The sequence below is a fragment of the Desulfovibrio sp. JC022 genome, assembly GCF_010470665.1.
Classification (GTDB): domain Bacteria; phylum Desulfobacterota; class Desulfovibrionia; order Desulfovibrionales; family Desulfovibrionaceae; genus Maridesulfovibrio.
Genome location: NZ_VOPZ01000007.1, coordinates 415,235 through 428,728, shown reverse-complemented (window position 1 = coordinate 428,728; position 13,494 = coordinate 415,235). Strand labels below are relative to the sequence as shown.

The following is a 13,494-nucleotide window of genomic DNA, read 5'->3' as shown; positions in this document are numbered from 1 at the left end:
CGCCGTATGTTTTATTTGCCAGCTGCGATAGTAGCTTTAGCTCTTTCAATCAGGTCTTTACCGATACGTTTTTCGAACTGGGTGTATACGCCTTTGGTAGCTTCAGCCCAGTTAGCACGTTCTTCAGGAGTGAGAGTGTAAACAGTCACGCCTTTGTCGGCCAGTTTAGCCATGATTTCTTTTTCGCCGTCACGGATGAGTTTACGCTCGTAAAGTTTGGCTTCTTCGAAAGCTTCGAGAACGATGACTTTGTCAGCATCGTCGAGAGAATCGAGGAAACGCTTGGACATCATAACGAGGTGGGGGGAGTACAGGGAGTTAACGATGGTCAGGTTGTTGTTAACTTCGGGGAAGTTGTTGTGCCATGCAAGGTTCAGGTCGATGTCGATGCCGTCAACAGTTTTCTGCTGCAAAGCGGTGTATACTTCACCCCAGGAAATAGGAGTGGGGTTGATGCCGAGAGCCTTCAGAGTTGCGATGTGTGCTTTAGAAGGAGTGGAACGGATTTTGAGACCTTTTGCATCAGCAAGAGTCTTAACGGTGCGCTGGTTGTTCCAGAGGTTACGGAAACCGATTTCAATGTAGCCGAGGCCGATGATGCCGGTTTTTTCCAGTGCTTTAGCTGCGGTCATGCCGATAGGACCGTCGGTGATGAGGTCGGCAGACTCGTAAGTGGGGAACAGGAAGGGCAGGTCGAAGATCAGGAAATCATCGGAAAAAGGTGCAAGGTTCGGAGTGGATGCGGAGCCCATCTGAAGCATGTTGAACTGCAGGCCCTGAACTACTGCGTCGAAGTTACCGAATTTGGAGCTGTCGTAGATATCAACACGGAACTTGCCGTCAGTGCGAGTTTCAACGAGTTCTTTGAATTTTTCAAAAGCCTGACCCATGGGATGCTGGGGAACGTTGGGGTGGGCCAGTTTAATTACAGTGGGACCTGCAAACGCGGCGGTGGACATAACCAGAACAGCCACGAGAGCGATCAGCATTGCGGAAATACGAGACATTGATTTCTCCTCATTTGTGGAAGCGATTCAACAAGAGTCGTGCCGCTTCGCATTACAGAACCTTATACCTTAATAACCTTAATCCATTATTAAAAGGCCCGCACTGAAAAAGCACGGGCCCTTAATTATTTTTTAGTCGCGGAAGGTGTCCAGGTATGCATAAAGAGCGGGGGAGCCGCCGGTATGCAGGAAGAGTACGTTGGAACCTTCGGGGAAGTGTCCTTTGCGGACGAGGTCTACGAGACCGGCCATTGCTTTACCGGAGTATACGGGGTCAAGCAGGATACCTTCGGTGGAAGCGAGAAGTTTAACAGCTTCAACCATGGAATCGGTGGGCAGGGAGTAGCCGGGGCCGACGTAAGAATCAAAGCATTCAACTGCTTCAGCGGGGATTCCGCCTTTAACGCCTACGCGCTCAGCAGTTTCTTCTGCCAGCTTGTGAACGATGCCTTCCTGAACGTCTTTGGGACGGCTTACGTTAACACCGGATACGGGGATGTTGGCGTTGCAGCCGTGCATACCTACAACGATACCTGCGTGGGTTCCTGCGGAACCGGAAGGTACAACCATGTGGTCGATGTTGAGGCCCATTTCGAAGAGCTGCTGCAAGGTTTCTTCTGCGCAGGAAACATAACCGGTAGCACCGATGGTGTTGGATGCGCCGCCGGGGATGATGTAAGGTTTTTTGCCTTCAGCTTCCAGCTTTGCAGCCAGTTTTTTCATTTCGCCCATCATGTCGGAGCCGCCGGGGACTACGTCGATGGATTTAACGCCCATGATCTGGAAGAGGAAGTTATTACCGGAAGCTTCAGGTTTGTAGCTGCCTTTAACGCGCTCTTCGAGGATCAGGTGGCAATCCATACCTTCTTTTACTGCCCAGGAAAGGGTCAGGCGGGCATGGTTTGACTGAACAGCACCGCAGGTGATGATGGTGTCAGCACCGTTGTCGATAGCATCAGCGATGCAGAAGTCGAGCTTACGGGTCTTGTTACCGCCGGAGCAACCGGGGAGCAGGTCATCACGTTTGATGAAGATGTTTACTTTACCACCAAGAGCTTCGGAGAAAGCCGGAGCAGCTTCGATGGGAGTTGCGGACTGAACATAACCACGACGGGAAAATTTAGCGAGGTTCATAGTAGTTTCCTCTATTTGAATTATTTAAGGTTGATGATTGCTTCAACTTCGATGTCCGAGCCGAGGGGCAGTGCTGCTACCTGAAATGCGCTACGGGCAGGGAAGGGCTTGTTAAAATATTCACCATATACGCCGTTTACTGCTTGAAAGTCAGCAATGTCAGCGAGGTAGACGGTGGTTTTGACTGCATTGTCCAGAGAGGTTCCGGCCTCTTCTGCTACTGCGCTGAGGTTTTTAAAAACCTGGTGAGCGCGGTCTTCGATGCTGCCTTCAACCATTTTCCCGGTTGCCGGATCAATGGGCAATGCGCCGGAAGTAAAGAGAAGATCGCCTGTTGCGACAGCCTGAGAGTAGGGGCCGATAGCGGCGGGAGCGTTGGGAGTGTCGATGATTTTTTTGGTCATCTGTAAATTTCTCCGTTTAGAAATTCGGTTTATTTGTTAAATGGCGACTGTCTAATGTCGACATTTTGAAAACGTGAGTACTTTCTATATGTCGACAGGTTTGCTGTCAACAGAAATGTGCTGTATTTCACAAAAGGGGACGGTGGGTTGTGCGTTTGTGGTTGAAATTAAAGAGTATATTTAAATCAAAAAAATGTTTTCAGTCCTGATTAGTAAGAGAAAAAAGTGTCTATATGGTGATTGGAGGGCGTTTCTAAGGTGATGTTGGTAGCGTTTTTATATTGCTTTTAGTGGTGAAATTTTAGTTTTTGGGGAGATTTAGATATGTAATTGCTAGAAAAGCCAACAAGCCGGAATTCCGGCTTGTTGGCTTTTCTACGTTGTTTTGATCTGTTTGGTTTAATCGTGATCTCTGTTGCGGACATCATCCCGCCAGGTCATGAGCGGGGCGCAGCAGCCTTCCCCTTCAAATAACTGGCGTTTAGCGTCATCACCCTCTTCCGGGTGACCCATCAACAGGCAGATGTATCGCCCTTGGTCTTGAGACCAGAGCAGGTCCGGGCATCTGCGGACATATCCGTATTTTCTGTGTGAAACTTCACACTGGTCTGAGATACAGCACCAGCCGCATCCTACGCATGGTTTACCGGGCAACTGACATACCGACCTTGCGGACGGCATGTGACATAATGAACAATGGGACATTTACTGCCCATGAATAGATAGTTTCCATAGAAATAGATCCTGAGAAGAGTTGGGCAGTATTGCGGGTCGATTATGATCTAAGCAAACGCTACACTTGGGTAGTAGGAAAGGCAATGGATTGTGCATTTGGATTTTAATTTGCGGATATATTCACTCAAGTTTTTTTGGGTCAAATAGATAATGATGAAACGTATATTGTTGACTTTTAAATAATCGGTTATGGATGACGTTGGTTAGAAAAAACTGAGCCCTTAAGGAAGTCTTGAAATATGAAAAAGGTGTTTCTTTTAATACTGTCCATTCTTTTCTTAAATTCTGTCGCTGCCTTTGGTGCTGAGAAAATAACTGCTCTGACCGAGGAGTGGGCTCCTTATAGTTATGAAGAGAATGGAAAACTGGTCGGTTTAAGTGTTGATCTTGTAGTTCAAATTCTTAATCGGGCTGGCATTGAGCATGAATTGAGTATTAAGCCATGGAAGCGGGCTTATAATGAAACATTGAAGAACAAAAATACCATTTTATTTACGACCAGTCATACTGACAAGCGTAAGGATTTGTTCAAGTGGGTCGGTCCCTTGTTTCCGCGTAGGGTTGTTTTGTACCGCTTAAAGAAGAATGCGCATATTAAGGTCAATTCTTTTGAAGACTTAAAAAGGTACAGAATTGGTGCTGTCCGCGGCGGGGCAGTCGAGGAGTTGCTGATTTCAAAAGGATTTAAGCATGGAATCAATTTTGATGAAGCAGATTCGGGAAAACAGAATATTCTAAAATTGTTTATGGGGCGGATTGAACTTATTCCCGGCTCGGAAATAAGTATAGCGCACCGAATGAAAAGTACTCCGCATAAGCTAAATGATATGGAGCAGGTCTTTACGTTGATCAATAAAGGTGGCTACTACATTGCCGTTAATAAAGAGACTTCTGATGAACTCGTGGCCCGAATTCAAAAAGCTTTTGATTCTTTGATCGCTGAGGGGGCACGGGACAAAATCATAAAAGAATATCTGGTAGACCAAGATTAGTGTATTGATACCAGATAAAAAATTATTTTGAGGGCAGGTATTTCTCTGTAATTTTACGAATTGTTCCGTCCTCTATCATTTTCCTGATTGTAATGTTGAATCCCGGCAAAATGTGTCTGTAAGGGGATTTGTTTCCGATTAACAGATGAAAGGGTACTGAGTTTATCACCGCATCTGTTTGCTGGATGTGTTCTTTGAGATTGAATTTATGTATCTCCGGCCATGCTCCTCCGGGCCATTCGATGACTATATCACCGCGTTTCAGGGCCAGCATTTTCCATACTTTGTCGCGCTGGGTTACTTTATGGACCTTGATGCCGATTGATTCCGCGTTTCGTTCAATCCAGCCGTTTCCAAGATATGTAATTATGGAAAAGCCCGCTTCGTATATTTCATTGAAATTTTTGAGTTGCTCAATTTCTTTTAAATCCTCATGCCCTTTGTACGTAAAGATATTCACTGATTGAATAAAAAGTGGGTATGGATGAGTGCTGGAATATTCCATCCTTATAGGGGTTATGGTTGTGATCATTGCGTCTGCTAAGTTGTTTTTGATGTTATGCTGACAGCGTTTCCATGGCAAATTTTCCCATTCTACCTTTATATGCATCCTTTTTTCCAGAGCCTCCCTGATGATTTCGTAGAAGATTCCGGTCATTTTGTTTTCATTGTTCCGGCTGAAAAAAGGGTAAAAGTCAGGATATACTATTTTCATGGCTGTTTCCTGTGCCGAAACTGGAACAAAAACAATAAGTACAAGTATAGATAGTATGCCGGCGGAAAGTCTTTTCATGGTTCCTGCCATGTCTAAAAATTGAAAAGTATTGCCATAATAACACATCGCGGATGGTGGTCAATTCTTAAATATAAGATGTATAGATTCGTTTTTTTGAAGCATGGTATTAGTATAGCCCGTCTATGACTCCTTGTTGACGTATTTTAGCAATCTGGGGCAGTATGCCTGATCATCCGTTTAACTGACGGTGCTGTAATCTCTTTTTCTAAGGAGTCCCTATTCATGAAGTCTTTTTTGTGCCGTAAGTCTGTTACCTGGATTGTATTGCTTTTAATCGCATTGCTTCCGCTTCCATCCATCATCAGCTACATGCAGCGTTTTGTGGTGCGAAACGGTGTGGTTACCGCCTATCGTTATGAGGTCCATGCGCCAATTGACGGAGTTGTGGAAGCCATGGCCATTGTGCCGGGGATGGTTTCGCAGGGCGGGGCGGTTCTGAAGATAGGTAACCGCAGGACTTCCGGGCAGTATGAGACTCTTGAAAGGGAGCTTCTTGCCCTTGAAGAAAGGCTGGTTGTAAGCCGCAGGAAACTTGATGGCTATATGGATCGTTTAATACGGGATATTGATCAGAGTCTTGCTATTCTTTCGGCTCGGATAAAAGGGGAGAAAGCAGCTTTAAAAGAGGCGAAACACCGTCGTGACCGGATTGCCAAGCTGGTAAAAGCTTCTGTTGCCACCAGTGAAGATGAGGATAAGGCTGAGTCGGAGTTTTTAAAAGCCGAGGCAAAGGTTAAATCCACTCAGCTTGAAATGGGCCAGTTAAGGCACAGGCGGGGAATGCTCGCTCAGGGGATGTTGCCCAACGATCTTTCTGACGGTGCATTGCAGGTGCAAAAGCGTATAAATGATCTGGAGCAGAACATCCTCGCCTGTAAGAGGCGGATGAGTGAAATTGAGAATGCTTCCGGTACTGATGCTGCACAGAATACCCGTAACACCCGTGCATCTGTATCCCTGCCCGAGACTGCCGTGGTCTGGGAAGTGGATGTTCAGGATGGGACGGAGGTCAGTAAGGGAGACAGGCTTCTATCTTATATAGATAGAAGCAGGCTTATGGTTGAGGTGGCTGTGGATGACGCTACACTTGAGCTGGTTAGCCCCGGTCAGCCGGTAAAGGTGCGGCTTTACGGCAGGTCAGAGTTTATTGAAGGCAGAGTCAGCCGGGTCATGGGGTCAGGTGGGATTTGGCATTCCAATCTTTTTGCTGCCGGTATTAAGGCCCGTTCCCCGCGTGACGGGCGGGTGCTGGTGCTGATTGATGACCCGCAGCTTTATGGACGGGTGGAAAAATTTTGCGGAGTCGGGCGCACAGCTTATGCGGAGTTTGAGGGCATAGGTCTTATGGAGCAATATTTCGGAGTATTCTTGCGATGAGTAGCTCTTCCGTTTCTGCAAAATTAACTCAGGATCAGCTTGCCAAGGAAAAGGCCGTGTTCTGGGCAATTATTCTTGATGCCGCTATTCTGGCTTTTTTTGCCGTGGCCGGTTTGCTTTCCGGGTCCATGACCGCATTGTCCGAGGTCATCAGGATTCTGTTGCTGCTGACCATTGAGATTGTTTCTTACATAGTACTCAAGCGTGCCCATCGGGGAAGATTTGTTGAATTCGAGTATGGTATCGGGAAGATTGAGCGTATTACAAATCTGCTGGTGGCTTTTGGGTTGTTGTTAAGCGGCATGTATATTTTATCCAAAATATTTTCCATGGAAGCAGGCACTCCTATTTCCACCAGTATTATGATGCTGGCCATTCTTAGTGCTGCCGCCAACCTCATGGTTAATTATTATTTTTCAGTTGCTTTTATCCGCTCTAATGAAAAGGAAAGTTCGGTAATTATATCATCGCAGATTGCCGCCAGGATTGCCAAAACTGTAGCTTCGATTATCGTGCTGGCGATTCTTATGATAACCCTTTGGCTGCCTGACCCAAAGTCCGCACGAATGGTGGATCTTTTCGGATCTTTGTTCATGGTCGGCTATATGGTGGTTATCGCTGTGGGATTGATCCGGGAGAGCCTTCCCGAAATTCTGGATCGTACAATTCCGGAGCCGGAACATTATCAACTGCTACGCATTTTGGCCCGCTATTTTGACAATTATGACGGTTTTAATGGCTACAAAGCCCGCAGATCCGGTAAGGATTTGTTTATTCTGATTAATCTCGGTTTTAATCCAGAGCGAACAATTGAACAGATTGAAGGGCTTACGGCTCCTATTCGCGCAGCTGTAGAGACTGAGCTGCCGGGTTCGTCAGTGACGATTGAACCGCAGATTATCGTTCAAGGATAGGTTTGTTTACGCTTTTGCAATTGTCTTTGTTTGTTGAGTTTGAGGGCATTCCGTTTGGAGTGCCTTTTTTCGTTGCTATAAGCGGACTTGTTTTGATCTCTGTACAATTATGTAAATATGTTGCGAAATCATTTTGTTTAATTTTGATTAAAAACGTATAAAATTTAAAAAATAGGCAAAATTTTAGAATTAAATTTAATGAATAACGTTTTTGTTGAACGTTAACTCTGGTAAAAGTCCTCCTTAGACAATTTTATGCATTTGTGAGGTCCGATTAGGGCTGCTTTTCTTGAGGGATTTGGTTTTGCGTTTTTTAACTTGCCGTTATTTTGAGGTTTTTCAGATTTAAGCCAAACTATGGCACGTAAATTGATTTACCCGCAGAACCAAATGAAAAACATAAAATAAAGGGGTAGTGACAATGTTTGAAGCACCATATTTACTTTTTCTCGGAGATGCTCCTGATGCGCTGGCTGCGAAAATGGCTCAGGGTATCTATGATTGGAGACCTGAAGCTGTTGCAGGTCAGCTGCGTATGGAAGACTGCGGAGCCGATCTCGGAATTAAGGATCTTTCCATTAAAGAAGCGGCTGCAGCTGGCGCAAAAACTCTGGTTATTGGTGTTGTTAACCGCGGCGGAGTTATTTCCGAGGGCTGGAAATCCATATTGGTGGAAGCCCTTGAAGCGGGTATGGATATCGCCTCCGGGTTGCATACCCTGCTGTGTGATCAGCCTGAGCTTGTTGAGGCTGCCGAGAAAAACGGACGTTCCTTGCACGATGTGCGTATTCCTACTGTTAAGTATCCCATTGCAAATGGTAAAAAACGCGCCGGTAAACGTTGTCTTGCCGTGGGTACGGACTGTTCCGTCGGTAAAATGTACACCACTCTCGCCATGGATCGCGAAATGAAAAAACAGGGGCGTAAATCAACTTTTCGTCCCACAGGACAGACCGGGATTCTTATTGAAGGAAACGGCGTACCTCTTGATGCGGTCGTTGCCGACTTCATGGCTGGATCAGTCGAATATATCACCCCTGAAAATGATGCGGATCACTGGGATTTTATTGAAGGACAGGGCAGCCTTTTTCATGCCTCATATTCCGGCGTGACCATGGCCCTTATCCATGGCGGCCAGCCCGACGCTCTCATTCTCTGTCACGAGCCCACCCGTGAAACCATGCGCGGACTGCCTGATTATACTCTGCCTTCTCTTGAAGAATTGCGTGAAATGGTTATGCCCATTGCCAAGGTTGTTAATTCCGATTGTAAGGCTGTTGCCTGTTCTATCAACACCCAGCATATGTCTGAGGACGAGGCTCTTACTTATCTTGCCGAAGTGGAAAAACAGATGGGTATCCCGGCAGTAGATCCTTTCCGTCAGGGTGCACAGCGTCTTGTAGAGGCTCTGGGCTAATGAAGATTTCGGTTACAAAAGACGTTTTCCCGCTGGCACAGGTTTTCACCATTGCTCGCGGATCGCGGACTGAAGCTGTTGTGCTGCGGGTTGAGATTGAGGAAGATGGTTTCATCGGGCGCGGGGAATGCGTTCCCTATGCCCGTTACAACGAAACCGTTGAATCGGTTACTGCCCAGATTGAAGGTTTGAAGACTCCGTTTACCCATGAGGAATTGCAATCCGCTTTGTCTGCCGGGGCGGCGCGTAACGCTGTAGATTGCGCGCTTTGGGATCTTGAGGCTAAAAAAGCCGGGATTTCCGTTTGGAAGCTTGCCGGAATCAGTGAGCCTACCCCGGAAATAACAGCATATACCCTTTCCCTTGGCACCCCGGAAGCAATGGAAAAACAGGCTGCTGAGAATGCCGCCCGTCCTTTGCTTAAAACCAAGCTGGGCGGGGGAATTGAAGATATTGCCCGCATTGAGGCGGTGCGCAGGGGAGCACCTGATGCCCGCATAATCGTGGACGCCAATGAGGGCTGGACCGCAGATATTTATCGTGAAATGGCTCCGGTCCTGGTTCGTCTCGGCGTGGAAATGGTTGAACAGCCGCTTCCTGCTTCAGACGATGATGCTTTGCTGGAGATCGAAAGAGTCCTTCCTGTCTGTGCTGATGAGTCCTGTCATGATCGCGAATCCCTGCCTTCCTTGAAAGGCAAGTATGATATGATCAACATCAAGCTGGATAAAACCGGCGGTCTGACCGAAGCTTTGAAACTTCGCGAGGCTACTTTGGCTGAAGGGTATCAGGTTATGGTCGGATGCATGGTCGGTTCTTCATTGGCTATGGCTCCAGCTGTGCTGGTGGCCGGCGGTGCCGCAGTCGTAGACCTTGACGGGCCTTTGCTTTTGGCCGAAGACAGGGAATCTCCTCTGGAATACGATGACAAATTTGTCTTTCCCCCGCAGAGTTCTTTGTGGGGTTAGTAGTTAATCTCTCATATTGGAATAAGTGAATAAAATGAGTCGTACTGTATTTGTTAATGGTGCTTACGTGCCTGAAGAAGAGGCAAAGGTTTCTGTTTTTGACCGTGGTTTTCTGTTCGCGGACGGTATTTACGAAGTTACCGCCGTAGTGGATGGCAAGATCTGTGAATGGGAAGGCCATGTGGCCCGTCTTGAGCGTTCCCTTGGTGAAATCGGCATGGCTATGCCCATGAGTGCTGATGAGCTTCTTGAAGTTCATCGCGAGATAGTCAAACGCAACAACCTCGAAGAGGGTGCGATTTACCTTCAGGTTACCCGCGGTGCCACTGATCGTGATTTTGTCATGCCTGAAGGGCTTGAGCAGACTGTGGTGCTCTTTACTCAAGCTAAGACTCTCACTGCTGAGAAATCCGGTCTGCGCGTAATTTCTGTTCCTGACATCCGTTGGGGGCGTCGTGATATCAAGACCGTGCAGCTTCTGGCTGCTTCTTTGGTTAAGACCGAAGCCAAGAAGAAAGGTAAGGATGATGCATGGATGGTGGAAGACGGTTTTGTTACCGAAGGTTCTTCTAACAATACCTACATTGTTACTAAAGAAGGGAAGATTATTACCCGCAACCTTACCAATTCCATTCTTCCGGGCATTACCCGTAAGTCCGTGCTTCGTCTTGCTGACGAAATGAAGATGGAAGTCGAAGAGCGTCCTTTTACTATTGAAGAAGCTCAGCATGCAGTGGAAGCTTTTATGACCGCGGCAACTTCTTTTGTTACTCCGGTTATTGAAGTAGACGGAGTTCAGCTTGGCGATGGCACCCCCGGCCTTGTCACCAAGCGTCTCAGCGAAGTTTATATTGAGGAAAGCCGCAAAGCTTCCTGTTAAATTATATTTGCGCGACTTGGGGAAGTTGACGCTCCTGAACAGACAGCAGTCTGGTTTATTGATTAAACGGCGGTCCATCTCGATTGAGGTGGACCGCCTGTTTTATTATTGAGATTATTGAGCGATGGGTATTTTATTGAAAAAGGGAGCAGGTTGTTAAAGAGGAGGCAGCTATGGTATAAGTTAACTGAGGTATGTAATAAATATGAGACAAATAATATATCCGCTTAAGAATACTTCTGCGTTGCTTTGTACTTTATTCGCGCTGATGCTTTTTATTTTTGCACCGAACTCCCCGGCCATGGCCAGGGACAAGAGTGTTGTAGTCGTTAACAGTTACAACCATGATTTTAAGTGGGTGCAAGAGCATAACATGGTTTTAAAGCAAGGGCTTTCCGGGAAGGCTGATGTTGTTTTCCATTACCTTGATTTCAAAAGACTGAATAAAGAGGCGTGCGGCAACAAGGTTCGGTCTGTAAAGCTACTTTTGGATGAGCAAAGACCAGATGTCGTGGTTTTGACTGATGATTTCGCGCTGATGTCTTTAGGGCAGTTTCTTGTGGACAGGGATATCCCTGTTGTTTTTTTAGGGATAAATGGCAATGCTCGAGGGTATGTGGATAATGTGCGCAAGATTACCGGAGTTTTTGAACGGCCTCTTGTTAAGCGGTCCATTGCCTATCTAAAAGAAATTGTAGGGCCGGGGAAATACCTTGTGCTTATGGATGACAGCTTGAGTTCGCAAGTCTTTGTGCGGGAATCTCTAGGCAGTAATATGAATATTGATATCCCCAGAGTGTGCGCTTCTATTTATCTGGTTAATGATTTCGAGGATTGGAAGGTAAGGGTGGAAAGAGCGCGCGCTGACGGTTATTCCGGTATTGTTATCGGCACCTATCATATTTTTAAAGATGAGCATGGGCACCACATTTCAAGTGATGATGTTATACGTTGGACTTCAAAACATGCGCCTGTTCCTGTGTTTGGCCTCTGGGATTTTTCCGTGGGCAAAGGTAAAGCTGTCGGCGGCTATGTGCTTTCCGGTATTGATCAGGGCCGTGAAGCTTTAAATATGGTTGAAAGACTGTTAGAGGGCGAAGAAATATCAAAGATTCAGCCGGTTATCGGTAAAAAAGGAATGTTGTTGTTCAGCGATCCTGAAATGAAGCGTTGGAATATCAAAATTCCGGATTCTCTGGCCTCTAAAGGGTTTCAGGTCAGAATAATCCGCTGATTTACTTTTTTAACCCAGCAACCGTGCAGCAGCCTGTGCGCATTTTTCTCCATCCATAGCAGCGGAAATAATTCCGCCTGCGTATCCGGCACCTTCTCCGCAAGGGAAAAGCCCTTTAATTTGCACGTGCTGAAAGGTTTCGCGGTCCCGGGGTATGCGCACCGGGGAGCTGGTGCGTGATTCAACTGCCAGAACTTTGGCCTCGCTGGAATCAAATCCCTTAAATTTTTTACCTAATGCTTTGAGGCCGCTGCGTAAGGCTTCTGACTGAATGAAGGGCAGCAATTCATGCACCGGAGCTGAGTAGGCTCCGGGAATGTATGATGTTTTGGGGATGGATTTTGAAATTCGTCCGTCAATAAAATCATTGACCCGCTGGGCCGGAGCCTGCTGTGTCTTGCCGTCCCCGGCTGCAAACATCTGTTTTTCCGCAGCAGCCTGATACTCCAGTGCGCAAAAGGGATTGCCCGGATTATTCAGATCTTCAATCTTTACTTCGGCTACCAGTCCGGCATTGGCAAAGGGGGCATTGCGCGCGGCAAGGCTCATGCCGTTCAGGACTAGTTCTCCCGGAGCTGTTGAAGCCGGAACAATGTATCCGCCCGGACACATGCAGAATGAGAAAACCCCGCGGCCCATAGCCTGTGTTGAAATACGGTAACTGGCGGCAGGCAGGTTCTCGTGACGCGGTGACTGGTGATAGAAAATTTTGTCGATCAAAGGCTGGGGGTGTTCGATGCGAACTCCCAATGCGAAAGGCTTGGCTTCAATTCTGATGTCCTGATCATTGAGGGCATGAAAGATATCCCGCGCAGAATGTCCGGTGGCGAGGATGACGGCGTCGGCTTTGATTTCATTGCCCCCGGCAAGGACGCCGGTCATGCGATCTCCATCAAGGATGAAGGAGTCAACGCGGGTGTTAAAGTGGATTTCCCCGCCGCAGGAAATGATGTCGTCTCGCATTTTACTGACAATGCGCGGCAGTACGTTGGAACCGAGGTGCGGGTGGGCGTCAATGCGGATATCGCCCGGTGCCCCGTTTGCGATGAGCAGGTCGAGAATGCGGCCTACGTTGCCGCGTTTGGTTGCTCGGGTATAGAGCTTGCCGTCGGAGTATGTTCCGGCTCCGCCTTCACCGAAGCAGTAGTTGGAATCCGGGTTGATCAGCCCTTCAGTATAAATCTTTTTCAAGTCCTTGCGGCGGTCATTCACCATGCGACCGCGCTCAATTATGATCGGTTTGATTCCTTTTTCCAGAAGAGTCAGGGCTGCAAAATATCCGGCAGGTCCGGCTCCGGCAATAACCACCTGTTTACCGTTTAAAGGCAGGGGGGTGAATACTGATTCCTGCGGTTCAACGGTTTCGGGGTCACCAATGGCAACATGAAGTACAAAGTGCGGCTTGCGAGAGCGGGCATCAATTGAACGACGCAGCACGCGGGTGGAAATGGTTTTATCGTCCGGCAACCCGGCAGCTTTCAAGGCTTCCCTGCGAATGGCATCGGGAAGGTTGATCTGTTCGGGGGTTACTTTGATCTGTACTTTTACCTGTTTCATGACGGCGGCCCTCTTTAATTATTGAAGTCCGGTTACCTCTACTGACTGGCCCGTTAAAGTCAACGTAAAATTATGAAGT

The 13,494-nt window shown here is 47.3% G+C and carries 13 protein-coding genes; 7 read left to right on the top strand and 6 right to left on the bottom strand.

Features of this window, described 5'->3' with window-relative positions:
* Positions 1-11: 11 nt before the first annotated feature.
* From FMS18_RS13860 to FMS18_RS13845, 4 genes are all read right to left on the bottom strand, one after another.
* Positions 12-1,007 carry a TRAP transporter substrate-binding protein gene (locus FMS18_RS13860; RefSeq protein ID WP_163295264.1) on the bottom strand — a complete coding sequence of 332 codons (996 nt, stop codon included), beginning with the start codon at positions 1,005-1,007 and terminating at the stop codon, positions 12-14.
* Positions 1,008-1,139: 132 nt separating this feature from the next.
* The gene (locus FMS18_RS13855) at positions 1,140-2,141 is read right to left on the bottom strand and encodes a D-cysteine desulfhydrase (protein WP_163295263.1); all 1,002 of its coding nucleotides are present in this window, start codon (positions 2,139-2,141) and stop codon (positions 1,140-1,142) included.
* A 20-nt stretch (positions 2,142-2,161) separates the two neighbouring features.
* The gene (locus tag FMS18_RS13850; protein WP_163295262.1) at positions 2,162-2,545 is read right to left on the bottom strand and encodes a RidA family protein; all 384 of its coding nucleotides are present in this window, start codon (positions 2,543-2,545) and stop codon (positions 2,162-2,164) included.
* A gap of 399 nt (positions 2,546-2,944) precedes the next feature.
* Positions 2,945-3,199 (bottom strand): hypothetical protein, encoded by a 255-nt coding sequence (locus FMS18_RS13845; protein ID WP_306774085.1) that lies wholly within the window; start codon positions 3,197-3,199, stop codon positions 2,945-2,947.
* 320 nt (positions 3,200-3,519) lie between these two features.
* On the opposite strand from FMS18_RS13845, the gene FMS18_RS13840 reads away from it, so the two are divergent.
* Positions 3,520-4,272, top strand: coding sequence for an ABC transporter substrate-binding protein (locus tag FMS18_RS13840; protein ID WP_163295261.1), 753 nt, complete (start codon positions 3,520-3,522; stop codon positions 4,270-4,272).
* 22 nt (positions 4,273-4,294) lie between these two features.
* On the opposite strand, the gene FMS18_RS13835 is transcribed toward FMS18_RS13840, so the two are convergent.
* A complete protein-coding gene (locus FMS18_RS13835; RefSeq protein ID WP_163295260.1) occupies positions 4,295-4,987 on the bottom strand; it encodes an ABC transporter substrate-binding protein in 693 nt (230 codons plus the stop codon).
* A 303-nt stretch (positions 4,988-5,290) separates the two neighbouring features.
* On the opposite strand from FMS18_RS13835, the gene FMS18_RS13830 reads away from it, so the two are divergent.
* From FMS18_RS13830 to FMS18_RS13805, 6 genes are all read left to right on the top strand, one after another.
* The gene (locus FMS18_RS13830) at positions 5,291-6,445 is read left to right on the top strand and encodes an HlyD family secretion protein (protein WP_163295259.1); all 1,155 of its coding nucleotides are present in this window, start codon (positions 5,291-5,293) and stop codon (positions 6,443-6,445) included.
* Positions 6,442-7,359, top strand: coding sequence for a cation diffusion facilitator family transporter (locus FMS18_RS13825; RefSeq protein ID WP_163295258.1), 918 nt, complete (start codon positions 6,442-6,444; stop codon positions 7,357-7,359). Before FMS18_RS13830 ends, FMS18_RS13825 begins: the two co-directional genes overlap by 4 nt.
* A 421-nt stretch (positions 7,360-7,780) precedes the next feature.
* Positions 7,781-8,776, top strand: a complete 996-nt coding sequence (gene dgcN / locus FMS18_RS13820; RefSeq protein ID WP_163295257.1) for an N-acetyltransferase DgcN — start codon at positions 7,781-7,783, stop codon at positions 8,774-8,776.
* A complete protein-coding gene (gene dgcA, locus FMS18_RS13815; protein ID WP_163295256.1) occupies positions 8,776-9,744 on the top strand; it encodes an N-acetyl-D-Glu racemase DgcA in 969 nt (322 codons plus the stop codon). The genes dgcN and dgcA overlap by 1 nt, the downstream gene beginning before the upstream one ends.
* 34 nt (positions 9,745-9,778) lie before the next feature.
* A complete protein-coding gene (locus tag FMS18_RS13810; RefSeq protein WP_163295255.1) occupies positions 9,779-10,624 on the top strand; it encodes a D-amino-acid transaminase in 846 nt (281 codons plus the stop codon).
* 205 nt (positions 10,625-10,829) lie between these two features.
* Positions 10,830-11,858 (top strand): ABC transporter substrate-binding protein, encoded by a 1,029-nt coding sequence (locus tag FMS18_RS13805; RefSeq protein ID WP_163295254.1) that lies wholly within the window; start codon positions 10,830-10,832, stop codon positions 11,856-11,858.
* Between the two features lie 9 nt (positions 11,859-11,867).
* Here FMS18_RS13805 and FMS18_RS13800 read toward each other — a convergent pair whose 3' ends face one another.
* Positions 11,868-13,415, bottom strand: coding sequence for an NAD(P)/FAD-dependent oxidoreductase (locus FMS18_RS13800; protein ID WP_163295253.1), 1,548 nt, complete (start codon positions 13,413-13,415; stop codon positions 11,868-11,870).
* Between the last annotated feature and the right edge of the window lie 79 nt (positions 13,416-13,494).